Source organism: Comamonas denitrificans (assembly GCF_017368815.1).
GTDB classification, from domain to species: Bacteria; Pseudomonadota; Gammaproteobacteria; order Burkholderiales; family Burkholderiaceae_C; genus Comamonas; species Comamonas denitrificans.
Map to the genome: position 1 here is coordinate 24,417 of NZ_JAFNME010000014.1, position 24,690 is coordinate 49,106.

25 protein-coding genes and 9 tRNA genes are annotated in these 24,690 nt (G+C 59.9%); 28 read left to right on the forward strand and 6 right to left on the reverse strand.

Annotated features, from left to right (window positions below; all coding sequences use genetic code 11):
- Positions 1–12 precede the first annotated feature (12 nt).
- From gltX to ybiB, 8 genes are all read left to right on the forward strand, one after another.
- A complete protein-coding gene (gene gltX, locus J1777_RS07810; protein WP_207575196.1) occupies positions 13–1,413 on the forward strand; it encodes a glutamate--tRNA ligase in 1,401 nt (466 codons plus the stop codon).
- Positions 1,414–1,475: 62 nt separating this feature from the next.
- A tRNA-Ala gene (locus J1777_RS07815) sits at positions 1,476–1,551 on the forward strand.
- A gap of 37 nt (positions 1,552–1,588) precedes the next feature.
- Positions 1,589–1,664 (forward strand) — tRNA-Glu (locus tag J1777_RS07820).
- A 48-nt stretch (positions 1,665–1,712) separates the two neighbouring features.
- Positions 1,713–1,789 (forward strand) — tRNA-Asp (locus J1777_RS07825).
- Between the two features lie 9 nt (positions 1,790–1,798).
- Positions 1,799–1,874 (forward strand) — tRNA-Ala (locus J1777_RS07830).
- A 43-nt stretch (positions 1,875–1,917) separates the two neighbouring features.
- Positions 1,918–1,993 (forward strand) — tRNA-Glu (locus J1777_RS07835).
- A gap of 48 nt (positions 1,994–2,041) precedes the next feature.
- A tRNA-Asp gene (locus J1777_RS07840) sits at positions 2,042–2,118 on the forward strand.
- An 82-nt stretch (positions 2,119–2,200) separates the two neighbouring features.
- Positions 2,201–3,103, forward strand: coding sequence for a DNA-binding protein YbiB (ybiB, locus tag J1777_RS07845; RefSeq protein WP_207575197.1), 903 nt, complete (start codon positions 2,201–2,203; stop codon positions 3,101–3,103).
- A 61-nt stretch (positions 3,104–3,164) separates the two neighbouring features.
- Here ybiB and J1777_RS07850 read toward each other — a convergent pair whose 3' ends face one another.
- Both J1777_RS07850 and J1777_RS07855 read right to left on the reverse strand, forming a co-directional pair.
- Positions 3,165–3,392: a SlyX family protein gene (locus J1777_RS07850; RefSeq protein WP_207575198.1), complete on the reverse strand. Its 228-nt coding sequence runs from the start codon at positions 3,390–3,392 to the stop codon at positions 3,165–3,167.
- Positions 3,389–4,591 carry an aminotransferase-like domain-containing protein gene (locus J1777_RS07855; RefSeq protein ID WP_207575199.1) on the reverse strand — a complete coding sequence of 401 codons (1,203 nt, stop codon included), beginning with the start codon at positions 4,589–4,591 and terminating at the stop codon, positions 3,389–3,391. Before J1777_RS07855 ends, J1777_RS07850 begins: the two co-directional genes overlap by 4 nt.
- A 78-nt stretch (positions 4,592–4,669) precedes the next feature.
- Here J1777_RS07855 and nth point away from each other — a divergent pair, with 78 nt between their 5' ends.
- On the forward strand, positions 4,670–5,332 hold the full coding sequence (gene nth, locus J1777_RS07860) for an endonuclease III (RefSeq protein WP_207575200.1): 663 nt from the start codon (positions 4,670–4,672) through the stop codon (positions 5,330–5,332).
- 46 nt (positions 5,333–5,378) lie between these two features.
- On the opposite strand, the gene gloA is transcribed toward nth, so the two are convergent.
- On the reverse strand, positions 5,379–5,801 hold the full coding sequence (gloA, locus tag J1777_RS07865) for a lactoylglutathione lyase (RefSeq protein WP_207575201.1): 423 nt from the start codon (positions 5,799–5,801) through the stop codon (positions 5,379–5,381).
- A gap of 68 nt (positions 5,802–5,869) precedes the next feature.
- Between gloA and J1777_RS07870 the strand changes: the two genes are divergently transcribed.
- Positions 5,870–6,667 (forward strand): HDOD domain-containing protein, encoded by a 798-nt coding sequence (locus J1777_RS07870; protein WP_207575202.1) that lies wholly within the window; start codon positions 5,870–5,872, stop codon positions 6,665–6,667.
- 33 nt (positions 6,668–6,700) lie between these two features.
- Positions 6,701–7,738, forward strand: coding sequence for an alpha/beta hydrolase (locus tag J1777_RS07875; protein ID WP_242700441.1), 1,038 nt, complete (start codon positions 6,701–6,703; stop codon positions 7,736–7,738).
- Here the strand turns inward: J1777_RS07875 and tnpA are convergent.
- On the reverse strand, positions 7,735–8,151 hold the full coding sequence (tnpA, locus tag J1777_RS07880) for an IS200/IS605 family transposase (protein WP_207575203.1): 417 nt from the start codon (positions 8,149–8,151) through the stop codon (positions 7,735–7,737). The two genes, J1777_RS07875 and tnpA, sit on opposite strands and share 4 nt — an antisense overlap.
- A 21-nt stretch (positions 8,152–8,172) precedes the next feature.
- Between tnpA and J1777_RS07885 the strand changes: the two genes are divergently transcribed.
- The gene (locus tag J1777_RS07885; protein ID WP_207575204.1) at positions 8,173–9,420 is read left to right on the forward strand and encodes an RNA-guided endonuclease InsQ/TnpB family protein; all 1,248 of its coding nucleotides are present in this window, start codon (positions 8,173–8,175) and stop codon (positions 9,418–9,420) included.
- 84 nt (positions 9,421–9,504) lie between these two features.
- Complete coding sequence (locus J1777_RS07890; protein WP_242700442.1) at positions 9,505–9,957, forward strand: GNAT family N-acetyltransferase; 453 nt, start codon at positions 9,505–9,507, stop codon at positions 9,955–9,957.
- A gap of 159 nt (positions 9,958–10,116) precedes the next feature.
- On the opposite strand, the gene ygfZ is transcribed toward J1777_RS07890, so the two are convergent.
- Positions 10,117–11,019, reverse strand: coding sequence for a CAF17-like 4Fe-4S cluster assembly/insertion protein YgfZ (gene ygfZ, locus J1777_RS07895; RefSeq protein WP_242700443.1), 903 nt, complete (start codon positions 11,017–11,019; stop codon positions 10,117–10,119).
- 45 nt (positions 11,020–11,064) lie between these two features.
- On the opposite strand from ygfZ, the gene mltG reads away from it, so the two are divergent.
- From mltG to J1777_RS07925, 6 genes are read left to right on the forward strand one after another with little or no spacing between them, the layout of a single operon-like run.
- Positions 11,065–12,081, forward strand: coding sequence for an endolytic transglycosylase MltG (gene mltG, locus J1777_RS07900; RefSeq protein WP_207575207.1), 1,017 nt, complete (start codon positions 11,065–11,067; stop codon positions 12,079–12,081).
- A 60-nt stretch (positions 12,082–12,141) separates the two neighbouring features.
- A complete protein-coding gene (tmk, locus tag J1777_RS07905) occupies positions 12,142–12,798 on the forward strand; it encodes a dTMP kinase (RefSeq protein WP_207575208.1) in 657 nt (218 codons plus the stop codon).
- Entirely contained in the window at positions 12,795–13,814 is a 1,020-nt protein-coding gene (locus J1777_RS07910; RefSeq protein ID WP_207575209.1) for a DNA polymerase III subunit delta', read from the forward strand. The genes tmk and J1777_RS07910 overlap by 4 nt, the downstream gene beginning before the upstream one ends.
- Before the next feature lie 24 nt (positions 13,815–13,838).
- On the forward strand, positions 13,839–14,192 hold the full coding sequence (locus tag J1777_RS07915) for a PilZ domain-containing protein (RefSeq protein ID WP_207575210.1): 354 nt from the start codon (positions 13,839–13,841) through the stop codon (positions 14,190–14,192).
- A 50-nt stretch (positions 14,193–14,242) separates the two neighbouring features.
- The gene (locus tag J1777_RS07920) at positions 14,243–15,061 is read left to right on the forward strand and encodes a TatD family hydrolase (protein ID WP_207575211.1); all 819 of its coding nucleotides are present in this window, start codon (positions 14,243–14,245) and stop codon (positions 15,059–15,061) included.
- Positions 15,034–15,738, forward strand: a complete 705-nt coding sequence (locus J1777_RS07925; RefSeq protein WP_341352946.1) for an ankyrin repeat domain-containing protein — start codon at positions 15,034–15,036, stop codon at positions 15,736–15,738. The genes J1777_RS07920 and J1777_RS07925 overlap by 28 nt, the downstream gene beginning before the upstream one ends.
- 104 nt (positions 15,739–15,842) lie before the next feature.
- Here J1777_RS07925 and msbA read toward each other — a convergent pair whose 3' ends face one another.
- Complete coding sequence (gene msbA / locus J1777_RS07930; RefSeq protein ID WP_207575212.1) at positions 15,843–17,642, reverse strand: lipid A export permease/ATP-binding protein MsbA; 1,800 nt, start codon at positions 17,640–17,642, stop codon at positions 15,843–15,845.
- 163 nt (positions 17,643–17,805) lie between these two features.
- On the opposite strand from msbA, the gene tolB reads away from it, so the two are divergent.
- The 9 genes from tolB (at position 17,806) to amaB (ending at position 24,615) form a co-directional block, all read left to right on the forward strand.
- On the forward strand, positions 17,806–19,131 hold the full coding sequence (gene tolB / locus J1777_RS07935; RefSeq protein ID WP_207575213.1) for a Tol-Pal system beta propeller repeat protein TolB: 1,326 nt from the start codon (positions 17,806–17,808) through the stop codon (positions 19,129–19,131).
- Between the two features lie 87 nt (positions 19,132–19,218).
- A complete protein-coding gene (gene pal, locus J1777_RS07940; RefSeq protein ID WP_207575214.1) occupies positions 19,219–19,734 on the forward strand; it encodes a peptidoglycan-associated lipoprotein Pal in 516 nt (171 codons plus the stop codon).
- Positions 19,735–19,810: 76 nt separating this feature from the next.
- Positions 19,811–20,500, forward strand: a complete 690-nt coding sequence (gene ybgF / locus J1777_RS07945; protein ID WP_242700444.1) for a tol-pal system protein YbgF — start codon at positions 19,811–19,813, stop codon at positions 20,498–20,500.
- A gap of 3 nt (positions 20,501–20,503) precedes the next feature.
- Positions 20,504–21,376 (forward strand): tRNA threonylcarbamoyladenosine dehydratase, encoded by an 873-nt coding sequence (locus tag J1777_RS07950; RefSeq protein WP_207575216.1) that lies wholly within the window; start codon positions 20,504–20,506, stop codon positions 21,374–21,376.
- A gap of 71 nt (positions 21,377–21,447) precedes the next feature.
- Positions 21,448–21,523: transfer RNA gene (locus J1777_RS07955), tRNA-Lys, on the forward strand.
- Positions 21,524–21,561: 38 nt separating this feature from the next.
- Positions 21,562–21,637: transfer RNA gene (locus J1777_RS07960), tRNA-Lys, on the forward strand.
- A gap of 38 nt (positions 21,638–21,675) precedes the next feature.
- A tRNA-Lys gene (locus J1777_RS07965) sits at positions 21,676–21,751 on the forward strand.
- A 180-nt stretch (positions 21,752–21,931) separates the two neighbouring features.
- Positions 21,932–23,068, forward strand: a complete 1,137-nt coding sequence (locus J1777_RS07970; protein ID WP_207575217.1) for a saccharopine dehydrogenase family protein — start codon at positions 21,932–21,934, stop codon at positions 23,066–23,068.
- Between the two features lie 17 nt (positions 23,069–23,085).
- Positions 23,086–24,615, forward strand: a complete 1,530-nt coding sequence (gene amaB, locus J1777_RS07975) for an L-piperidine-6-carboxylate dehydrogenase (RefSeq protein ID WP_207575218.1) — start codon at positions 23,086–23,088, stop codon at positions 24,613–24,615.
- Positions 24,616–24,690: the final 75 nt, after the last annotated feature.

Sequence of the window (24,690 nt, forward strand, 5' to 3'; positions counted from 1 at the left end):
TCTGAAAAATCCATGACTTCCAAAATTCGTACCCGTTTTGCCCCTTCGCCCACTGGCTTTATTCACTTGGGCAACATCCGCTCGGCCCTCTACCCCTGGGCCTTTGCCCGTGCCAACGGCGGTGACTTCATCCTGCGCATTGAAGACACCGACCTGGAGCGCTCCACCCAGGCCAGCGTGGATGTCATTTTGGAAGGCATGGCCTGGCTGCAACTCACGCATGACGAAGGCCCGTTCTACCAAATGGAGCGCATGGAACGCTACAAAGAGGTGCTGGCCCAGTTGCAAGCCAGCGGCCACGTTTACCCCTGCTATATGAGCATGGCCGAGCTGGACGCACTGCGCGAGCGCCAAATGGCGAACAAAGAAAAACCGCGCTACGACGGCACCTGGCGACCCGAGCCCGGCAAAATCCTGCCGCCCGTGCCCGAAGGCGTGCAGCCCGTGCTGCGCTTTAAAACACCCAAAGACGGCATCGTCGCCTGGGACGACAAATGCAAAGGCCGCATCGAATTTCAAAACAGCGAGCTGGACGACCTGGTCATCGCCCGCCCGGATGGCACCCCCACCTACAACTTCTGTGTCTGCGTGGACGACATGGACATGCAGATCACCCATGTGATTCGTGGTGACGACCATGTGAACAACACGCCGCGCCAGATTCATATCTTTGAAGCCCTGGGTGCTGCCGTACCGGTCTTTGCCCACCTGCCCACCGTGCTCAATGAGCAGGGCGAGAAGATGAGCAAGCGAAACGGTGCCAAAGCCGTCACCCAGTACCGCGACGAAGGCTACCTGCCCGATGCCATGGTCAATTACCTGGCCCGCCTGGGCTGGAGCCACGGGGACGATGAAATCTTCAGCCGCCAGCAGTTTTTGGAGTGGTTCAACCTGGATCACCTGGGCCGCAGCGCCGGCCAGTTCGACGAAGCCAAGCTGCGCTGGGTGAATGCCCAGCACATGAAGCTGACGGACGATGTCCAACTGGCCACGCTGGCCACGCCCTTCATCGTTAAGGCCGGTGTGGCTGCCCAGGTGCTGGACGAACGCCTGCCGCACATCTGCGCCTTGTTCAAAGACCGCTGCGAAACCTTGGTCGATCTGGCCGCCTGGGTGCGCCGGTTCTACCTGGACAGCATCGAGCGCAACGCCGACGACTATGCCAAACACGTCACAGCTGAAGCCGCCCCTTTGCTCGATGCCTTCGCCGCGGCATTGCAAACCGTGGAGTGGAGCCAAGAAGCCATCGCTGCGGCCATCAAGCAAGTGCTGAAAGAGCAGGGCGTGAAAATGCCGCAACTGGCCATGCCGGTGCGCGTGCTGACACTGGGGACGGCACAGACGCCCTCGGTGGATGCCGTGCTGTTTTTGCTCGGAAAAGAAAAAGTTTTGGCGAGTTTGCAAAACCGCTAAAAACCTGTCTATAATTCGAGTCTTCGCAAACAACGACAAATTAATTTGAAGTTGAATGCAAAGGGGGTATAGCTCAGCTGGGAGAGCGCTTGCATGGCATGCAAGAGGTCATCGGTTCGATCCCGTTTACCTCCACCAAGATTTTTTGGAAACGAGAAATCGGTTCTTAGGTTTTGACCCTATCGTCTAGAGGCCTAGGACATCACCCTTTCACGGTGAGTACCGGGGTTCGAATCCCCGTAGGGTCGCCAAGTTTGAAACGCTTGATGCTACGAAAGTAGATGCAAAGTTTCCTGCCAGGAGTGGTAGTTCAGTTGGTTAGAATACCGGCCTGTCACGCCGGGGGTCGCGGGTTCGAGTCCCGTCCACTCCGCCACAGATTTTTGGGGGTATAGCTCAGCTGGGAGAGCGCTTGCATGGCATGCAAGAGGTCATCGGTTCGATCCCGTTTACCTCCACCAAAACAAAGACGCCAAGTTGCAAAACTTGTACCGTTCTAGGATTGACCCTATCGTCTAGAGGCCTAGGACATCACCCTTTCACGGTGAGTACCGGGGTTCGAATCCCCGTAGGGTCGCCAAGTTTGAAACGCTTGATGCTACGAAAGTAGATACAAAGTTTCCTGCCAGGAGTGGTAGTTCAGTTGGTTAGAATACCGGCCTGTCACGCCGGGGGTCGCGGGTTCGAGTCCCGTCCACTCCGCCAAATTTTGAAGGGACTGCATCACTGCAGTCCCTTTTTTATTGCCGGTTTTGTCCACTTTTGCCTGTTTGCTGGAGACGTTGCCATGGCCATCGCGCATTACATCAAAGAAATTGGCCGAGGTGCCCGGGGTGCCAAGGCGTTAGAGCGGGCGCAGGCTGCCGACCTCATGGGGCAGCTGCTCGATGGCCAGTTAAACGACCTGGAAATCGGGGCTTTTTGTGTCGCTATGCGCATTAAGGGTGAAACGGTGGAAGAAATGTGCGGCTTTCTGGATGCCGTGCAAGCGCGCAGCCAGTTATTGCCCGCCACAACGCATCCGGTCATCGTGCTGCCCAGCTACAACGGTGCCCGCAAGTTGCCAGTGCTCACGCCGCTGCTGGCCCTGCTGTTGGCACGTGAGGGTTTTGCGGTGCTGTTGCACGGAATGTGCACCGAGGCACAGCGGGTGCTGGCCAGCGAGGTGCTCCAGCGGCTAGAGCTGCCGGCTTGGGAGCAGATGCAGCCGTTGGCGGTTGGCCAGGTGGCCCATGTTGCCACCGAAGTGCTGCACCCTGGCTTGGCCCGTTTGCTGGCGGTGCGAGAGGTGCTGGGCCTGCGCACGCCGGGGCATAGTTTGGTCAAACTGCTTGCGCCGTGCGCAGGCCCGGCAGTGCTGGTGGGCAGCTACACCCATCCTGAATACAGCGTGTTGATGCGCGATGTGCTGGTTGCACGGCAGATGACGGGCCTGTTGTCGCGTGGGTTAGAAGGCGAAGTTGTCTGCGACCCGCGCCGCCAGCCGCGCTACGACGCCGTTTGGCAAGGGCAGGCGTATTGCGTGGCAGAGCAGCAAGCGGGCACCTTGGCCACCGTGCCGGGGCTGCCGCAGGCGATTGATGCCCAAACCACCGCGGATTACACCCGTGCTGTGCTGGCAGGGCAGCTCCCTGTCCCCCAGGCGGTGGCCGCGCAGGTGGCCCATATCACAGCACTGGCACAGCGCTGAATCGGATATAAAAAGAGATAAAAAAGGCCTATAACGTAGGCCTGATAAGCGGTGTTAGCTATCAATAATGGGGCGGTAGCTCATCACGCAGGTTGTGCTGGCCGGGTGGGCCGGCTTCGGGCATGCGCTCCCCCAGCTGGCGCACAGTGGCCTGCAAGCTGTCAATCAGCTGCTGTTGGCGGTAGAGTGTGAGGTTCAGGGTTTCGAGCAAATCCTCGTGAAAGCTGGCTTTGATCTCTAGCGCCTCTATGCGCGCTTGTAGCTGGGCGGGGGTGCTGGTGTCGTTCATGCCAGCGCCTTGGCAAGGCAGCGAACGCCTTCGCGTATTTTTTCTTCATTGACCGTGGCAAACGACAGGCGCAGGCTGGTGGGATCGGGGTTTTGGCTAAAGAAGGGGGCCCCCGGAACAAAGGCTACGCCCTGCTCAATGGCGCGTTTTGCCAGTTCTGCCGCATCGGTCAGTTTGCCGTTGGCACCGGTCAGGCGCAGCCACAAAAACAGGCCGCCTTGCGGGGCGGTAAACGCCACGGCATCGCCCAGTTCCTCACGCAGGGCCTGCATCATGACCTGGGCCCGCTGGGCGTACACCTTGCGCACCTTGGCCAGTGCGGCGGGCATGTGGCCGGCAGCCAGGTAGTGCGCTGCGGTGGCTTGGGCAAAGGTGCTGGTATGGGCATCGGAAAACTGTTTGCACATCACGGCTTTGGCCAGCAGGGCCGGGGGGGCGATCAGCCACCCAATGCGCAAACCGGGGGAGAGCACTTTGCTCAGGCTGCCGCAGTGCGCCAGAAAATCACGGCTGCCCGGGATTTGGGCGGACAGCGCCAGCAGGCTGGGTGGGGGCGGGGCATCAAAGTACAAATCGCCATACGGGTCGTCCTCTACGATCAGCACCTGGTAGCGCATGGCCAGTGCCAGCAGGCGTTGGCGCCGTTCCAGGCTCAAGGTGGCCCCGCTGGGGTTGCCAAAGGTGGGGATGGTGTAAATCAGCTTGGGGCGGTGTTCGATGATGAGCTGCTCCAGCTTATCGATCTGCATGCCTTCGGCATCAATCGGGGCGCTGATGACTTCAGCGCCGTAGAGCCGAAAGCATTGGATGGTGGCCAGAAAGGTGGGGCCTTCCACAATCACTTTATCGCCTTCATCAATCAGGCACTTGCCTATTAAATCGAGGGCTTGCTGGCTTCCTGTGGTGATGATCAAATCTTGTGCGGCCAGGGTTGGCACGCCCTTGGCTTGCATGAATTGGGCAATTTGCTCGCGCAGCGGTTGGTAGCCCTCGGTGGCACCGTATTGCAGGGCCGCGCTGGGTTCTTGCGCTAGGGCCTGCTGGCTGGCAGTTTGCAGGCCGGCTACGTCAAACAGGGCGCTGTCGGGAAACCCTCCCGCGAAACTGATGATGCCGGGCTTGCCCAGAAGTTTGAAAAGTTCGCGAATCGCCGATGTTTCGACTTTGTTCAGGCGCTGGGCCAGTTGTCCCTCTTGCATACCGCTTCCTTGTTTTGTCAAAGCGTGGAATCTTAAAGCGGTTGAGCCCTTTATTCTTTGTATGACAATCGCCCCCTTATGAAGAAGTCCGACATCAGCGCTTTTTTTGCCATCTTGCAAGCGGCCAACCCACACCCGAAAACGGAGCTGGAATACTCCAGCCACTTTGAGCTGCTGGCGGCCGTGCTGCTGTCAGCCCAGGCCACGGATGTGGGGGTGAACAAGGCCACACGCAAGTTGTTTGCGGTGGCCAATACGCCGCAAGCGATGCTGGATTTGGGGCTGGAAGGCTTGGAGGGGTACATCCAGACCATTGGTCTGTACCGCAGCAAGGCCAAGCATTTGCTGCAAACCTGCCAAATTTTGCTCGAGCGTTTTGATGGCCAAGTGCCCAATAGCCGTGAGGCGCTGGAAACCCTGCCCGGCGTAGGGCGCAAAACGGCGAATGTGGTGCTGAACGTGGCGTTTGGCCAGCCGACCATGGCGGTGGATACCCATATTTTCCGGGTGAGCAATCGCACCGGGCTGGCACCTGGGGCGACACCGTTGGCGGTGGAGCAGGCCCTGCTCAAACGTGTGCCCAAGGAATATTTGCAGCATGCCCACCATTGGCTGATTTTGCTGGGCCGTTATGTCTGCCAGGCCCGCAAACCACGCTGTTGGGAGTGCAGCGTGGCGGCGCACTGTGATTTCAAGCCAAAAACGCCGCTCAAAACGCCACTTAAAACGCCTGCGTCGTGAGCAAAGCAAGCGGGTGTGCTTGCGTGGCTACCACCGCCCCAATTGTTTAGTCGGCGTTTCTTAAGGGATCAGCGCCTGCGGTGGCGTTGGTTTGTATCAATTCGATTTTGTAGCCATCGGGATCGGTCACAAAGGCAATCACGGTGCTGCCGCCTTTGACGGGGCCGGGCTCCCGGGTGATTTGGCCTCCGGCGGCGCGAATTTTTTCGCAAGCGGCGTAGGCATCGGGCACACCCAGGGCAATGTGGCCGTAGGCGGTGCCCAGGTCGTAGTGGTCGGTGCCCCAGTTGTAGGTCAGCTCCAGTTCAGCCTGGGCCGGATTGCCGCCGCCAAAGCCTAAAAAGGCCAGCGAGTATTGGTATTGCGGGTTTTCCGAGGTGCGCAGCAGCTGCATGCCCAAGACCTGGGTGTAAAAATCAATCGAGCGTTGCAGGTTGCCAACGCGAAGCATGGTGTGAAGAAATTGCATACCCGCTATTGTCCAATACCGTGCGTGTTCGATGTGCGTAGCGCAGAAGAAACCGAAAATACCCTCCTATGCACCTTCCTGAAAAACTTTCTTTGCCTTGCCAGCCCCGTGTGGTGGCCTTGCTCATGAATGAGTTGCGCAGCACCAACCCCAGTTTGCGCCGGCTCAATCAGCTGTTTGGCAGCGATCCGGTACTGGCCGCGTGGCTGCTGGAGCAGGCCAATGCCGGCATTTATCAGCTCAGCGGCATGGTGCAGACCATTCCGCAGGCGGTGGCTTTGCTGGGGGTGGCGCAGCTGCGCAATCTGCAAAAAAGGGCTTTGGGGCATATCGCCCAGAGAATCCCGGGCTTGGAGCAGCTGGGGCCGTTTAGCTGTGATTGCGCCCGCTTGGCCCGCAGCTTTGCCTCTGCGTTGTCGCTGGATGGCGGCCTGGCGTACACAGCGGGCTTGCTGCATGGCTTGGGGCAAATTGTTTTTCTGCAAACCCAGCCCCAGGTGCAGGCGGTGACCAAGATGGAGTCGTGGGCGATGGGGCCTTGGGATCCCTTGCGTGCGCAATGGGAGCGCAAACATTTTGGTTACACCGCCACCCAAGCCTGTGCCAAGCTATTGGCGCAGTGGGGCATCCCCGCGCCGGTCACGCAGCTGATTGATGCGCTGGAGCAGCCTTTGGAGATGGCCGATTTCGATCCCTTGGTCGCCGTACTGCATTTGGCCGTCTGGGTGCAGCGTGGTCACTATTCGAAATGGACAGACCGGGAAATGGTGCGCAACTTCCCCATTGAAGTGGCCTTGGCCATTGGCCTGGACATGGATGTGGTGCTGCAACAAGAAGCGCCCGATTGGTCGCAATCGGTTTATTAACCTAACCCCCCCTCTTTTTCTTTATTTGCAGCGATGGAAACCTTCCCTTTGACCTCGGCCATGGCCGGAGTTTTGCGGGGCCTGCACCGGGCCAAGCGCCCCGCGTTGCACAGCTTAAGCCCCGCGCAGGCCCGCATGGCCTATGCCGCAGGCAGCGATGTGCTGGAGCTGGGCAAGCCGGCGCTGCCGTGGGTTGAGGCCTTGCGCATCCCCGCGCGGGATGGCACGGCTTTGCCAGCGGTGCTGTTTGCGCCCCGCCAGGCCACAGAAACGGCGCATCTGCCCGTGCTGCTGTATTTGCACGGCGGAGGTTTTACCGTGGGCAGCGTGCAAACGCACGAGGTGTTGTGCCGCAGACTGGCCCAGCAGGCCGATTGCGCGGTGGTATCGCTCGATTACCGTTTGGCACCGGAATTTAAATTTCCCACCGCACTGCACGATGCCTGGGATGCGTTGCAGTGGTTGTCTGTGCATGGCCCGGCCTTGGGCTTGGATACGGCGCGTTTGGCCGTTGGCGGCGATAGTGCGGGCGGCACGCTGGCGGCGGTGTGCGCAGCCTTGGCGCGGGATGCGGGGCTTGATTTGGCGTTGCAGCTGCTCATCTACCCTGGCACCAGCGCCCACCAAGACAGCCCCAGCCAGCAGCGTTATGCCCAGGGCTTGGTGCTGGAGCGGGCCGCCATTGACTGGTTTTTTGGCCACTATCTAAACACCCCGGCCGATCGGGAAGATTGGCGCTTTGCCCCCTTGCTGCTGCCCGATGCCCAGGGCCTGGCCCCAGCGCATGTTTGTCTGGCCGAGCTGGATCCCATGGTCGATGAAGGCGTGGACTATGCCGACTTGCTGCGCATGGCCGGGGTGCCGGTCAGTTTGGAAATTTACAAAGGCGTGACCCACGAATTCATCAAAATGGGCCGCGCCATTCCTGAGGCACGGCAGGCCCAGCACGATATAGCGCAGGCACTGCGCCAAGCTTTTGCTATTGATCCGATGCGCGGCAAACCCTGCCGTTCAGGGCAGGGTCAAGAGCGCGGACGGCAAAGCCGTCCTGGTGGATTGGATTGGTTTTAATGCGGCGTCTGCTGCTGTTCGATGTACTGGCGAATGACAGCAATCGGTGCGCCACCACAGCTACCGGCAAAGTAGCTGGGCGACCACAGCGCTCCACCCCAAAGTTTTCTTTGGACACTGGGGTAATTTTTCTTGCGAATCATCCGGCTGGACACGCCCTTGAGGCTATTCACCAAAATCGATACCGAAACCTTGGGCGGGTAGTTCACAAGCAGGTGAACGTGGTCGTCTTCGCCATCGAACTCAACCAGTTCCGCTTCAAAGTCTGTGCAAACGCTTTTGAAGACCTCGCGCAAGTCGTCAATCACCTCTTTTGTGAACACGCCACGGCGGTATTTGGTCACGAAGACCAAATGCACATGCATCAAGAAAAAACAGTGTCTACCGTGCCGAATCTCGTTGTTATTTCTCATAGACCAAAGTATAATTAAGCCATGCAACGCCTGCAAGCCTTCAAATTTGAACTCATGCCTGACGGCGCTCAGCAGCGCGATATGCGCCGTTTCTCCGGGGCGTGCCGGTTCGTCTATAACAAGGCGCTGGCGTTGCAAAAAACCAATTACGAAGCCGGCGGCAAGTTCATTGGCTATGTGGCTTTGGCTAAGTCGCTGACCGATTGGCGCAAGGGGCCAGATACCCCGTGGCTCAAACAGGCGCCTTGCCATCCGTTGCAGCACGCACTGAAAGATTTGGAGCGGGCCTACAAAAACTTCTTTGCCAAACGTGCTGACTTTCCCCGCTTCAAACGCAAGGGCAGCGGCGAAAGTTTCCGTTACCCCGACGCAAAACAGTTTGAAATCGACCAAGCCAACAGCCGGATCAAGTTGCCAAAGCTAGGCTGGATTCGGTATCGCAACAGCCGGGACGTTGTGGGCCAAGCCAAAAACATCACCATCAGCCAAACGAACGGCAAGTGGTACGCCAGCATCCAGACTGAGCGTGAGGTGCCCCAGTCACCTCCTGCGGCCACCACGGCCATTGGTATTGACGTGGGCATTGCCCGTTTTGCCACTTTCAGTGATGGCAGTTTCATCGCCCCACTCAATAGCTTCAAGAAACACCAGCAGCGCCTAGCCCGCTACCAGCGGCGAATGAGCCGCAAAGTCAAATTCAGCAACAACTGGAAAAAGGAAAAAGCCAAGGTTCAAAAGATTCACAGCCGCATAGCCAACGCCCGCAAAGACTTTCTGCACAAGACCACCACAGCGATCAGCCAAAACCACGCGCTCGTTTGTGTTGAGGATTTGCAGGTCAGGAATATGTCCAAGTCTTCCAAGGGCAATAGTGAAAAGCACGGCAAACGGGTCAAGCAAAAGGCGGGGCTGAATCGCGCCATCCTCGATCAAGGGTGGGGCGAGTTTCGCCGCCAGTTGGAATACAAAATGGCTTGGGCTGGCGGGCTGTTTATTGCAGTGCCTGCGCACCACACTAGCCAGACTTGCCCCTGTTGCGGCCACGTTGACAAAGAGAATCGGCAAACACAAGCCAAGTTCTTGTGCGTCGATTGTGGCCATGCAGAAAACGCCGATGTGGTCGGCGCGATCAATGTTTTAGAGCGCGGACAGCGCTTGTTAGCCTGTGGAGAGGACGGCTCTGGCCGGGGTCGAAAGACCCGGGCGAAACCAGCCTCGGTGAAGCAGGAACCCACCGAAGCGACTATGCACGAGGTTTCTCATGCGTAGCACCGTAGGAATCCCCCTCCTTCCCGCGCAAGCGGTGGCCGAAGGCTAAGGTGGGGGAGGATGTCAATTTGTGATTGAACAATGATGCAGACAACACCTTCTTTTGAGATTCGCCAAGGTTCTTGGAACGATTTGGGGCGCATGGCCGGGGCCTTGCGCACGGCGGTTTTTGTGCGCGAACAAGGCGTGCCACCAGAGCTGGAGATGGATGTGCTGGACCCGCTGTGCCTGCATGTGCTGGCACTGGCTGCCGATGGCCAGGCCGTGGCCACCGGCCGCTTGGTGACAGAGGCCCCCGGCATTGCCCGCATTGGCCGCATGGCCGTGCGCCAAAGCGTGCGCGGGCAGGGCGTGGGGCGCTTGGTGTTGCACGCCTTGCTTAACGCCGCCCAGCAGCGCGGGGACCACGAAGCGGTGTTAAGCGCCCAGTTGCATGCCCAGGGGTTTTATACCCAGGCGGGATTTGTGGCCGAGGGCGATGTGTACGACGATGCGGGCATTCCCCACATCACCATGCGCAAAAAATTGCACGCTTAGAACGTGTTCATGATCTCGAATGAAGGTGTGGGGGATGCGGTTCGGGATGGGTTGCGAGGCGCAAACCACAGCAATAGCTTGGCTATTGCGAGGATTTGCAACGACGCAGACCGCCCGAAGCCGCGCCCGCACACCCATGAGGAGATCGTGAACACGTTCTTAAATATCGTCCAGCAACGGGTAGGGCAGGGGCAGCAGCGCCAGGGCCACCCCGTTGGCTTGCAGTGCTTGCGCTGCGGCCTTGGTTTGGATAGCTATTACCGCAGACCATTGGCCATTGTTACCAGGATTTGGTGCTGAAATGACGACCAATCCTGCGGGCTCATCTGCATTATTGATAGCAAATACTTCGTCCCCTGGGGCCACCGCCCCAGCCGCCTGGGCCAGGTAAGCGCGGCGTTTGAGCGTGCCGCGAAACTGGCTGCGCGCCACCACCTCTTGGCCGGGGTAGCAGCCCTTTTTAAAGTTCACGCCGCCCACCGATTCGTAATTGAGCATTTGGGGAACGAATTGCTCGTACACCGCCGCCGACACCAAGGGCACCGCGCTCATCACCTCCAGCCATTGCCAGGTGGCCGTGGGCAGCTGGGGGACTGGGGGTGGCGCAGTGTCGGCGGGGGCCAGCCACAGGGCGCGGGCATGGTCGGCCCCTGGGGGCAGGCCAATGGTGTGCGCCGTGCCATCGCTGTGCACCTGCCAGGCGCTGGCGCAGGGGGCGGGCACGCTGGCACCGACCAGGCCCCACAGGGCAAAGGCCTCGCTGGCATCGTCGAGTTGGCATTGGGCGCGCAGTACAAACATGCGCAGGCGCTTGAGTGTTTGCGCCAAAAGGCTGCGCTCGCACACCAAAAGAATCGTCTGCGCATCGGGTTTGATGCCAATAAAACTGGCCTGCATGCGCCCTTTGGCGTTGCAAAACGCGGCCAGCCGGGCCTGGTCCGGCCCTAGCAACACAAAGTCTTGCGAGAGCTGGCCATGGATGAACTGGGCGGCATCGGCCCCCCGGGCACGGATAACGCCCCAATGGGGCAAAGGGCTTGCGCCTGAAAAAGTCTCGGTCATGGGTGAATTATCATCCCGGCTCTTTCCCTTAAAAGGCATGGGTTTGTGCGACGTATTTTTCAATTTCTTTTCTTGAGCCTGGTGCTGCTGGCGTGCGCAGCAGGCGCAGCGGCGTGGTGGTTGAGCCAGCCGCTGACTTTGCGCAACCCCACGGTGGAGCTAGAGATTGAGCCCGGCACCGCCCCGCGCGCCGTGGCCCAAACGGCAGTGGCTGCTGGGGTCCAGACCGATGCGCGGCTGCTGTACGCATGGTTTCGCCTTTCGGGCAAGGACCGCCAGATTCGCGCCGGCAATTACGAAATTTTGCCCGGCACCACGCCCTACAGCCTGCTGCAAAAACTGGTGCAAGGCGATGAAAGCCTGGTGGCCATCACCTTTGTGGAGGGCTGGACATTTCGCCAAATGCGTGCGGCCATCGCCAAAGAGGCCACCTTGAAGCCCGACACTGCAGAGCTGACCGAGGCGCAAATCATGGCCGCTTTGGGCAAGCCCGGTGTGCCGGCAGAGGGGCGCTTTTTCCCTGATACCTACACCTACGCCAAAGGCAGCAGCAGCCTGGCCGTGTTGCGCCGTGCGGCCGCAGCGATGGACAAGCGCCTGGCCCAAGCCTGGGAGCTGCGCGACCCCGCCATCCCCTTGAAAACGCCGGAAGAGGCGCTGATTTTGGCCAGCATTGTGGAAAAAGAAACCGGCCAAGCCAGCGATCGTGCGCAGGTGGCGGGCGTATTCACCAACCGCCTGCGCAAAGGCATGCTGCTGCAAACCGACCCCACGGTGATTTACGGTCTGGGCGAAAACTTTGACGGGCGGCTGCGCAAAGTGCATTTGCAAACCGACACGCCATGGAACACCTACACCCGCCCCGGCCTGCCGCCCACGCCCATTGCCATGCCGGGCAAGGCCGCGCTGCTGGCCGCCGTGCAGCCGGCCAGCACCCCGGCTTTTTATTTTGTTGCCCGGGGCGATGGCAGCAGCCAATTTAGCGCCACCTTAGAGGAGCACAACCGGGCAGTGAACCGCTATATCCGGGGCAAGGGCGGCCCCGCCCCGGAAGCACCCTAAATGCCCTGCATCCCCCGAATCCAGCATCGCCATGGGCCGTGCGCAACACCTAAGCAATGAATGAGTAACACCGGTTTTTTTCTGAGTTTTGAAGGCATTGATGGCGCGGGCAAATCCTCGCACCTGGATGCCTTGGCCGCCGCCCTGCGCCAAGCGGGGCACACCGTCACCCTGACCCGTGAGCCTGGCGGAACGCCGTTGGCCGAGCAGCTGCGCCATTTGCTGCTGCACCACGCCATGGACGCGCACACCGAGGCCCTGCTGGCCTTTGCCGCGCGGCGCAACCACGTCTGCCAAGTCATCGCCCCGGCCCTGGCACGGGGCGAGGTGGTGATCAGCGACCGCTTTAGCGATGCCACCTTTGCCTACCAAGGGGCCGGGCGGGGGCTCGATTGGGATCTGCTCCTGCAATTAGAGCGCCTTACGCTGGCTGGGTTTGGGCTAAACCCCGATTTTGTTCTAAAACCAGACTTAACGCTGTGGTTTGACCTGCCCGCTGCGGTGGCCGCCCAGCGCCTGGCCAGCGCCCGCCTGCCCGATCGGTTTGAAGCGCAGCCAGCCCCATTTTTTGCTGCCGTTGCCGGAGGGTATGCCCGCCGCTGCGCGGAAGATGCGCCGCGCTTTGCCCGCATTGAGGCCGATGCCCCGCGCCCCGCCGTTTGGCAGCAGGTGCTGGCCGCCGTGCAAAGCCGGGGCTGGCTGAAGGAGGGCGCGTGACAAGCGCCAGCCGCACCGCGCCACTGCCCCCCTGGTTGGCCAGCCAACAAAGCGCTTTGCTGCGCCAGCGTGGCCATGCCTGGCTGCTGCAAGGCCCGGCCGGGCTGGGGCAGTGGGAGCTGGGCCTGGCCCTGGTGCGCGCCTGGCTGTGTGAAAGTGCCGGGGCCGCCACCGAGGGCGCGTGCGGCCAGTGCCCCAGCTGCCATGCCATTGCCGTGCATGCCCATGCCGATCTGCTGGTGCTGATGCCTGAAGTGCGCTTGCTGGCGCTGGGCTGGCCCTTGCCAGAAAAAGCCCAGGCCGAGATTGACGACAAAAAGCGCAAGCCCAGCAAAGAAATTCGCGTCGATGCGCTGCGCCAAGCGGTCGAGTTTTGCCAGCGCACCAGCGCCCGAGGGCGGGGCAAAGCCGTGTTGGTGTACCCGGCCGAAGACATGAACGCCATTGCCGCCAATACCCTGCTCAAAACCCTGGAAGAGCCAGCGGGCAGCGTGCGCTTTGTGCTGGCCACCGAAGCGGCCCACCAGCTGCTGCCCACCATTCGCAGCCGCTGCCTGGCCCACACCATGGTCTGGCCGCAGCCGCTGGCCGCCCAAACCTGGCTTGAAAGCCAAGGCCTGTCGGCCGCCGATGCCCAACTGGCCCTGCGCGCCATGGGCGGCAGCCCCCAGCAAGCCCTGGCCCTGGCACGCGCCCCCCAGGGCTTGCAGCTGGCCCAGGATTTTGCCCAGTGGGTGCGGGCGGGCGACATGGCGGCCCTGGGCAGTTTGGCCCCCCAAGAGCTGCTGGGTTGGTTGCAGAAGCTGTGCCACGATTTGATGTGCCTGGCCCAAGGCGCTGCGCCCCGCTATTTTTTGCCCGCCCATTTGCCCCCTGCGCCGCGCTTGGCCGTGCTGCTGCGCTGGTCGCAGGCGTTAAACCAAGAAATGCGGGTGGCCGAGCACCCTTTTCAGCCCGCTTTAACGGTGCAGGCGCTTGTCGTGCAGGCCCGTAGCGTCCTACACTCCAAAAACTAAAGCATTGAGAGACTGTTTTCCCGTATGAATGCACCTGCCACTCCCCGTCCCAGCGTATTGCAACAAAACTTGAAAGAAAAAGGGGCCTTGTATGCCGCCTATATCTCTTCGTTTGCGAACGGGGGTATTTTTATTGCCACGGACCGCGAGTTTCGCCTGGGCGACGATGTGTATTTGCTCTTGAGCTTGCCGGACGATGCCGTCAAACACCCGATTGCTGGCAAAGTCGGCTGGGTGAACCCGGCCGGGGCGGGGCACCGCTCGCAAGGCATTGGGGTGGTTTTCCCGAAAGACCCAAAATGCGAGGAGCTCAAAGCCCGCATCGAAAATGAGCTGGGCACCTGGCTGGGCTCTGACCGCCCCACCCAAACCATTTAATTTTTTCTTCTGCCTACTCCAACAGCTCCGCAAGGGGCTGTTTTTACTGCATGTTTACCGATTCGCACTGTCATTTGAATTTTCCTGAGCTGCACCACCAGCTGCCCGCCGTATTGCAGGCCATGCAAGCGGCACAAGTGACCCGCGCCCTGTGCATTGCCTGCACCATGGAAGACTTCCCCCAAGTACACGCCCTGGCACTGGAGCATCCCCATTTATGGGCCACGGTGGGCGTACACCCTGACACCGAGGGACTGCACGAGCCCAGTGTGGATGAGCTGCTGGCCGCCGCCGCCTTGCCCCGCGTGGTGGGCATTGGCGAGACGGGGCTGGACTACTACGGCATGCAAGAGCGCAAGGGCGGGCGCAGCATTGCCGATTTGGAGTGGCAGCGCCAGCGCTTTCGCACCCACATCCGTGCGGCCCAAGCCTGCCGCAAGCCTTTGGTGATTCATACCCGCGCCGCTGCCCAAGACACCTTGGCCATCTTGCGCGAAGAGGGCGAAGACGGCAGCCACCGCAGCGCTGGCGGGGTGTTTCACTGCTTTACTGAGAGTTTGGCCACCGCCAAGGCGGCGCTGGATTTGGGGTTTTTTATTTCGTTTTCCGGCATCGTGACCTTTAAAAACGCCCAGGATTTGCGCGATGTGGCCGCGTATGTGCCCTTGGATCGTTTGCTGATTGAAACCGACAGCCCCTACCTGGCCCCCATGCCCTACCGGGGCAAGCTCAATAGCCCGGCCTATGTGCCTTACGTGGCCCAGTGCCTGGCCCAGCTGCGCGGTATGGCGGTAGAAGACATGGCTGCGCTGACGAGCCGCAATTTTGACCGCCTCTTTCCGTGCGTCACGCAAGGGGGCGGCGCATGATGGGGCGGCGGCCCCTGGTGCTGGGCTGTGCGCTGGGGCTGGCGCTGTCGGCGCTGTCTGCCCACGGTGGGGCTTTGGAAGACTTTCAAACCGCCATCGTGCGCGACAACGACCGGGCGATCGTCAATTTGCTGCTGCGCGGCATGGACCCCAACACCGTTGATGCCCAGGGCCAGCCCGCCTTGGTCAAAGCCTTGCGGCTGGAGTCGTGGCGGGTGGCCGATGCCTTGCTGCTGGGCCCCAAACTGGATGTGAACAAGGCCAATCCCCAAGGCGAAACGCCGTTGATGCTGGCCTGCATCAAAGGGCGGTTGGATTTTGTCGAGCGCCTCTTGCAAAAAGGGGCCCAGGCCAACCGCCCCGGCTGGACTCCGCTGCACTACGCCGCCAGTGCCGACCACCCTGACAGCGTGGCCATTGCCCGGCTGCTGATTCAGGAGCATTACGCCTACATTGATGCCCAATCCCCCAATGGCAGCACCCCGCTGATGCTGGCGGCGCAATATGGCTCCCAAGCCATGGTGGAGTTGCTGCTGGAAGAGGGGGCCGATAGCCACGTGCGCAACCAGTTGGGCCTGGCGGCGCAGGATTTTGCCCAGCGCTCGCAGCGCGACTATTTGGTGGAGCTGTTGCAGGCGCAGCGGCGCAGCAGTCGGCGCGCGCCAGCGTCTTGGTAAGACTTGTTTAAAAGAAGCTGGTTGCGCATAATTTATAACGGTTTTGAATTGTTTTTAATTCAAATTACTTGTAAATTATGCGCAAACAGCTCCCTTTTTTATAGTTAGTGCTCGACGGCACCAAAAGCCTGCAAGCGGGCGTACAAGCCATCGTGGGCCAACAGCTCGGCATGCGTGCCTTGCTCCGCGATGCGGCCTTGCTGCATCACCACCACCCGGTCGGCATGCTCAATGGTGGAGAGCCGGTGGGCAATCACCAAGGTGGTGCGCCCTTGCATCAGGCGCTGCAGGGCTTGCTGCACCAGGCGTTCAGATTCGGTGTCCAGGGCGGAGGTGGCCTCGTCCAGAATCAAAATCGGCGCATCTTTGTACAACGCACGGGCAATGGCCAAGCGCTGGCGCTGGCCGCCGGACAACTGGCTGGCGTTGTGCCCCAGCGGGGTGTGAATGCCCTGGGGCAGGGCACGCACATGCTCGGCCAAATTAGCCGCCTCCAGGCACTGCCACACGCGCTCTTCGTTGATGGACGCACTGCCCAAAGCGACGTTGGCGGCCACGCTGTCATTGAACATCACCACGTCTTGGCTGACCATGGCAAATTGCTGGCGCAAATAGGCCAAATCCCACTGCGGCAGCGGCACGCCGTCAATCAAAACTTGCCCGCTATTGGGCTGCAAAAAGCGCGGTAGCAAATTCACCAAGGTGGTTTTTCCCGCCCCCGAGGGGCCCACCAGGGCCACCACCTGGCCGGGCTGCACATCCAGGTCAATGTGCTGCAGCGCAGGGGCCAGGTCGTCTCCAAACTGCAGGCCTACTTGCTGCAAAACAATGTGGCCGCGAACCGGCGTGGGCTGGGCGGTCCCGCCAGTCTCGGCCAGGCTGCCTTCGAGCAGGGCCAAGCCGCGCTCTAAAGCGGCAACGCCGTGCGTCAGGGGCTTGGCCACGTCGGCCACCCGGCGCAGCGGCGCAATCAGCATCAGCATGGCGCTGATAAAAGCCACAAAACTGCCCACCGACACCGGCTCGCCCGCGCTGCCCGCCTGGCGGCCCTGCCACAGGGCAATGCAAATGACCGCCGACAAGGCCATGGCAGCCAGCAGCTGGGTGGTGGGTGTCATAGCCGAAGAGGCAATCGTCGATTTAATGTTCAAGCTGCGCAATTGGCGGCTTAAATTCCAAAAGCGCTGGTTTTGCGCCGCTTGCGCCCCATGCAGGCGCACCATGCGGTGGGCCAGAACGTTTTCCTCCACCACATAGGCCAGCTCATCGGTGGCTTGTTGGCTGATTTTGGTAATGCGGTAGAGGCGCTTGGAGAGGGTTTTCATAATCCACGCCACGCCAGGCACGATGACTGCGACAGACATCGTCAGCTGCCAATTGAGGTAGAGCAGGTAAGCGAGCAGGGCCACCAGGGTAAAACCATCGCGCGAGATCACCAAAAAGGCTTGCACCAACTGCTGCGCCCCGGTTTGCACCTCGTACACCACCGTGTTGGACAAGGCACTGGCCGAATGGCGTGCAAACAGCCCCATTTGGGCTTGCTGCACCCGCTCAAACAAGTCTTTGCGCAGGGCCAGCATGCCATCATTGGCAACGCGGGCCAGCGCGTATTGCGCGATAAATTGCGCAACCCCACGCACAAAAAACAAGCCAATGATGAATACCGGAACCAGCCACAGGTTGAGGTCACCCTGGGTAAACCCATTGTCCAACAAGGGTTTGAGCAGCGCGGGAATCAATGGCTCCGTGGCTGCGCCCACCAGCGTGGCCAACAGCGCGCCAGCCCAGGTCCAACGCAAATTACCCCAAAAGTAGGGGGCCACCCGGCGCAGGCGTTGGCGCAAAGGCAGGGATTGAATCCCCGAGAGGGCATTGCTGGGCACGGCGGCAGTGGGTTCAGGCATGGCGCGGGATTCTAAGTGGTAACCCTTGATTTTTTCGGGTCAGGATGCAGTTGGATACGGGTTTGCCCAGGATGTTGGGCAGCAGAGGCGATAACTATGTGTACCATCTATGTGTACCATATTCGGTGGTAGAGGCTTGCAAGCTTCTTTTGAGCGGATATTCATGACACTCACTTCTCTTTCTTCTGTGCACTCCCCGGTTCTTTCTTCCAGCGTTGTAGCCACTTCGCGGCGCAGCGTGTTGGCCTTGCTGGCCGCAGCCCCAGCCGCTCCGGCGCTGGCGCAATTTCGGGTGGAAATTTCAGGCGTTGGCCTGCGCCAGCTGCCCATTGCCCTGCCTGCGTTGCGCGGTGAAGGCACGGCGCCGCAAAAAATCTCGCAAATCATTCAAGCCGATTTGGAGCGCAGCGGCCTGTTCCGTGGCGTGCCCGCAGGCGATGTGCAGCTTGATGAAAACTCGGTCCCCGATATGGCCCAGTGGCGCCAGCGTGCGGCGGATGCTTTGTCCTGCGGCAGCCTCACCAAACTGGCCGATGGCCGCTATGACGTGCGCTTTCGGTTGTGGGATGTGGTCAAAGCCCAAGATTTGGGTGGCCAAGGCTTTGTGGTGGTGCAAGGCGACTTGCGCTTGGTAGCGCACCGAATTGCCGACTACATCTACGAAAAACTCACCGGCGAGCGCGGTGTTTTCTCCACCCGCATTGCCTATGTCACCAAAGGCGGCAGCCGCTATGTGCTGTGGGTGGCCGATGCCGATGGGGAAAATGCCCAGTCCGCCTTGGCCAGTGCCGAGCCGATTATTTCCCCCGCTTGGTCGCCCAACGGCACGCAGCTGGCCTATGTGTCGTTTGAATCGCGCAAGCCGGTGGTGTATGTGCACGATGTGGCCAGTGGCCAGCGGCGCATTGTGGCCAATTTCCGGGGCTCCAACAGTGCCCCAGCGTGGTCCCCCGACGGCAGCCAATTGGCCGTGACCCTGAGCCGCGATGGCTTGTCGCAGCTGTACCTGATTGATGCCCAAGGTGGTCAGCCACGCCGCTTGATGCAAAACAGCGGCATTGATACCGAGGCTACTTTTGCCCCAGATGGGCAAAGCCTGTACTTTGTCAGCGATCGTGGTGGATCCCCCCAGATTTACAAAGTGGGAGTCGGTGGGGGCAATGCCCAGCGCGTGACGTTCAGTGGCAACTACAACATCTCGCCCAGCATCAGCCCAGACGGTAAAACCTTGGCCTATATCTCGCGCGTTGGCGGCGCGTTCAAGTTGCATGTGCTGGATCTGGACTCTGGCACTGTCACAGCCTTGACCGATACCTCTGACGATGAAAGCCCCAGCTTTGCGCCCAACAGCCGGTTGCTGGTGTACGCCACCCGCCAGGGCGGTGAAGCATTGATGACCACGACGCTGGACGGCAAGATCAAAGCCCGGCTGGCGGGCAAGGGTGGAGATATCCGTGAACCGGCCTGGGGCCCCTATCAAAAATATTGAAATTGCCCAGAATTTTTGCGTCAACCCTTTCCTCTGATTAACCGTTTTTTACTGTTCTAGGATTTTCTAGGCTTGGAGTAATTTTCTATGAAAACTTTTCAACGTATCGCCTTGATGGCTGCTGCTGCAGCGGTGATGGCTGGCTGCAGCTCGGGGGTCAAACTCAATGATGCTTCGGTCGAAGATCGCAACGCCAATGCCAACGCCACCAGCGGTGTGACCGGTGTGGACTTGACTGGTAAAGACATCGCTCCCGATGGCGGCCCGGCCAACGTGGGCCGCGTGGTGTACTTTGACTTTGACAGCTATGTGGTCAAGGCCGATGCCCAAGGCTTGATCGATGGCAATGCCCGCTTCCTGAAAGCCGATGCCAACCGCAAAGTGGTGGTGGAAGGCCACACCGACGAGCGCGGTGGTCGTGAGTACAACTTGGCCCTGGGTCAAAAGCGTGCTGAAGCCGTGCGTCGCTCGCTCAATTTGTTGGGCGTGCAAGACAGCCAAGTCGAAGCCGTGAGCTTTGGCAAGGAAAAACCCGCTGTGGAAGGCGCGAATGAGGCCGCTTATTCGCAAAACCGCCGCGCTGAACTGTCTTACCGCCGTTAATTTTTCTTAACCGATGCAGATGCTCATCCCCTCTTTCCATCCAATCATGCGTGCCATCGCTGTACTGGGAGCCAGTATGGCTTTCCTGCCCAGCGCCCATGCGCTGTTTGAAGATGCCGAAGCCCGTCGTGCCATTTTGGAGCTGCGCCAACGCTTTGATGCTAGCGCCCAAGAAAATGCACAAATGCGCCGCAGCCTGCTCGATTTGCAAGCGCAAATCGAAACCTTGCGCGGCGATTTGGCCCAATTGCGTGGCCAAAACGAGCAGTTGGCCCGTGAAGCTTCGGAAATTCAGCGCACACAAAACGATTTGGCCCAGGGGGTGGATGAGCGTTTGAGCCGGTTTGAGCCGGGTGAAGTGCAGGTCGATGGCCTGCGCTTCATCGCTCAGCCGCAAGAGCGCAATGATTTCGAGGTGGCCTTGGAGCAGTTTCGCGCGGGCAATTTTGCCGCTGCACGCAAATCCTTTGCCGCCTTTATCAATACTTACAAGCAAAGTGGCTACCTGCCCTCAGCCCGGTTTTGGCTGGCCAACACCCAGTACGCTGATCGCGACTATAAAAACGCCGTACAAAACTACCGGGCCGTGGTCAATGCAGGGCCCCAGCACGAAAAAGCGCCAGAAGCGGCCTTGTCTCTGGCGAACTGCCAATTGGAGTTGAAGGACAGCAAGTCGGCCCGCCAAACCTTGGAGGCCTTGCTGCGTGATTACCCCAGCAGCGATGCTGCCGCCACGGGCAAGTCATTGCTCAATAGCTTGAAATAAAGCATGGCTGGTTTTGCTCCTGCTATCGCCGACCCTGTCGGCGATTCTTTTTTAGCCAAACCCAGCCTTGATGCTGACGCTGCAGCGGATGCGCAGCGCCGGTTTGGTGGCCTGCAGCGTCTGTATGGACTGAATGGGGCCCAGCAGATCAGGGCCAGCCACGTGGTGGTCGTCGGTATTGGGGGGGTTGGGTCATGGGCCGCCGAGGCCCTGGCCCGCAGTGGCGTAGGGCGGCTGACGCTGATTGATATGGACCATATTGCGCCATCCAATATCAACCGCCAAATTCACGCGCTTACGCCCACCATTGGCCAGGCCAAGGTGCTGGCCATGCAAGAGCGCATTGCCAGCATTCATCCAAGCTGCCAAGTTATTACGGTTGATGATTTTGTGACCCCTGAGAATTGGCCTGGCTTGCTCACCCATCCGGTGGATGCCGTCATCGATGCCTGTGACCAAATGAGCGCCAAATTAGCGATGGCACAGTGGGCGCGCAAAACCGGGCAATGCTTTATCACCGTAGGGGCTGCGGGCGGCAAACGTTTGGCACACAAGGTCGATATTGATGATCTGGTAGCCACCACCCATGACCCCTTGCTGGCCCAGTTGCGCTACCGTCTGCGCAAGCACGATGGAGCACCTCGCGGTGGCAAAAAAATCGGTGTACCGTGCGTTTTTAGCCGCGAGGCTGTAGCTGGCCCCGATGCCTCATGCCAGTTGGAGGCAGGCGGCAGCCCCGATGGCAGCCTTAATTGCCATGGTTACGGTTCAGTGGTGGCCGTGACGGCCACTTTTGGGCAATGTGCCGCCGGTTGGGTGTTGGATCGATTGGCACACAACAAGCCGCAGCAGGAAAAAAATCATGGTTTTTCCTAGGCACCAAAAAAATACTGCTAGAATATCGGTCTTCGCTGGTTAGGATGATTTTTAATTAACTTGATTAGCATGGGTCTTTAGCTCAGCCGGTAGAGCAGCGGACTTTTAATCCGTTGGTCGCGAGTTCGAATCTCGCAGGACCCACCAAACCATTTCTTTGCAATCGGGCGCATGCCCAGTTGCTTGGGTCTTTAGCTCAGCCGGTAGAGCAGCGGACTTTTAATCCGTTGGTCGCGAGTTCGAATCTCGCAGGACCCACCAAACTCTTTCTTTGCAATCGGGCGCATGCCCAGTTGCTTGGGTCTTTAGCTCAGCCGGTAGAGCAGCGGACTTTTAATCCGTTGGTCGCGAGTTCGAATCTCGCAGGACCCACCAAACCAAAAAGCATCTCAATCCACGGTTGAGATGCTTTTTTTATGCCTATGCCCGGCATAGATGGTGCCGGTGCGCTGATGCCCCCTTTATGCGCGTAAAGCCGTATGGCGCATTTCTGACAGGAATTCAATAATTTTTTATGGAATATCCGTTGGAAATAGCTGCTTTGGAGGGGACGCTATGCAAAAAATCGCTGTTGTCGGGGCGGGGCGCATAGGCACAACGATTGCCAGTATGTTGGCGCATACTGGGGATTACCACGTTCATGTCCTGGATCCTCATGACCAGGCTTTGGCCGCTTTACCGAAGCATGCGGCGATTGTGCCGGTGCAGCTCACGCCGCAAATGGAGGGTGCTGATTTAGCAGCGCTGCTGGCGGGCAGTTTTGCCTTGTTGAGTGCCGCACCATTTCACCAAATGCAACGCTGGGCCCAGGCGGCGGTGGCCGTGGGGGCACATTACCTGGATTTGACCGAGGATATTCAATCGACCCAGGCAATTGCCGCGCTTAGTCAGCAGGCCAGCACGGCCTTGATTCCCCAGTGCGGGCTGGCGCCGGGCTTTGTCTCAATTGCTGCGCACCATTTGTGCCAAGCGTTTGACGCTTTGGATACTGTGCATTTGCGCGTCGGAGCGCTGCCGCGTTGTGCCGATAACAGCTTGGGCTACCAGCTGTCCTGGAGTACCGAGGGGGTCATTAACGAGTATTGCCAGCCGTGCGAGGCGATTGTGGATGGTCAGCGGCAATCGCTGCCGGCCTTGCAAGGGTTGGAGCGGCTGCGGGTGCTGGGCCAAGATTACGAAGCCTTTAACACCTCGGGCGGCGTAGGCAGCTTGGTGCAAAGTTTGGCCGGGCAGGTGCGCGAACTCAATTACAAAACCTTGCGCTACCCCGGTCACGCTGAGCGCATGCGCTTTTTGCTGGATGAACTGCGGCTGCGCGATCAGCGGGCGTTACTGCGGCAAATTTTGGAGCAAGCCCTGCCAGCGACTGAGCAAGACGTGGTGGTGATTTTTATCAGCGTCAGTGGCCAGCAGGGTGGGCGTTTGCTGCAGCGCCATTACGCCCAAGAGATTTACGGTACCACCCTGCATGGGCGCGCGATCAGTGCGATCCAGAACAGCACAGCTTCGAGTATTTGCGCGGTGCTGGATTTGCTTGCCCAGGGGCAGCTGCCGCAAAGCGGTTGGGTCCGCCAAGAAGCGATTGCCTTGCCCCTGTTTCTGGCCAACCGCTTTGGTGCGGTGTACGCCCCGAAGGTCGATTGCGCCCACTCTGCAAATGTTGCAGACCCTGCCCATTTCCGTTCACTCTAAGCTTTGGAGGTCACGCCATGCCGCAGCAAACCATTCAATATTCAGAATATGCCAGCACCGCTGCCCATATTTTGCAAACTCTGGGGGTGGCGTTGCCACCGCTGGAGGCCGCAGGCCCCCATTTATTCATCCACAGCCCCATTGATGGCCAACGCCTGGCACTGCTGCAATGCACCACGGTTGCGCAAACGCGGCAGCAGGTGGCGCAAGCGCAACAAGCCCAAGCGGTTTGGCAGCACGTCCCCGCCCCCCAGCGTGGGGCGGTGGTGCGGGTGTTGGGTGATTTGGTGCGCCAGCACAAGGCGGCATTGGCCGAGCTGATCAGTCTGGAAGTGGGCAAAATCCGCAGCGAAAGCCTGGGCGAGGTACAGGAAGTGATCGATATGTGCGATTTTGCCCAAGGCCTGTCGCGCCAGCTGTATGGACTGACCATGCCCAGCGAGCGCCCCGAACACCAACTGCGCGAGACTTGGCATCCGCTGGGCGTGGTGGGCATCATCACCGCATTTAACTTTCCCATGGCGGTGTGGGCGTGGAATGCGGCCTTGGCCCTGGTGTGCGGCAATGCCCTGGTGTGGAAACCGTCAGAGAAAACCCCGCTGTGCGCCCTGGCCTTGCACCAGTTGCTGCAGCAAGCGTTGCAAGCAGAAGGTCACGCGCCAGCCATTTCCAGTGTGGTGCTGGGCCATGCCGATGTGGGCCAGGCCTTGGTCGAAGCGCCTGCGGTGCGCTTGGTCAGTGCCACCGGCTCCACCCCAATGGGGCGGGTGGTGGGGCAAGCCTGTGCCCAGCGGTTTAAACGCAGCTTGCTGGAGTTGGGCGGCAACAATGCGGCTGTAGTGTGCGCCAGTGCTGATGTGGCCCTGGCTTTGCGGGCGGTGGTGTTCGCGGCGGTGGGCACGGCGGGGCAGCGCTGCACCACGCTGCGGCGTTTGTTCATTCACCGTTCCTTGTACGCCGATTTTGTGCAGCGCTTGCAAGCGGTGTACGAGCATTTGCCGGTGGGCAACCCGCTGGCCGCTGACACGCTGGTGGGGCCGTTGATTGATAGCCTGGCGTTGGAATCCATGCAGGTGGCCCTGCTGGAGGCCCAGGCGCTGGGGGCGCAGGTGTACGGTGGGGAGGTGCTCAGCCATGGCCGGGGCAGCTATGTGGATCCGGCCCTGGTTGAAATGCCCAGCCACAGTGGGCCTATGCTGCGCGAGACGTTTGCGCCGATTTTGTATGTCTTGCCCTTTGATACGCTGGCCGAGGCGATCGCTCTGGTGAATGCCAGCGAGCATGGCCTGTCGGCCTCCATCTTCACCCATGACTTGCGCGAGGCCGAACTGTTTTGCAGTGCCGCCGGGGCCGAGTGCGGCATTGTGAATGTGAACATTGGAACCTCCGGCGCAGAAATTGGCGGGGCTTTTGGTGGCGAAAAAGCCACCGGCGGCGGGCGCGAAGCGGGCTCAGACAGCTGGAAGGCGTATATGCGCCGCACCACCAACACCATCAATTACGGCCACAGCCTGCCATTGGCCCAGGGTGTGCGGTTTGAGGTGTGAGAGAGGGAGGATTTTTGATCAAATAAGGAGCTATTCCCGCTGTAATAGCAACAAATTCAAGCAATAAATCTTGAA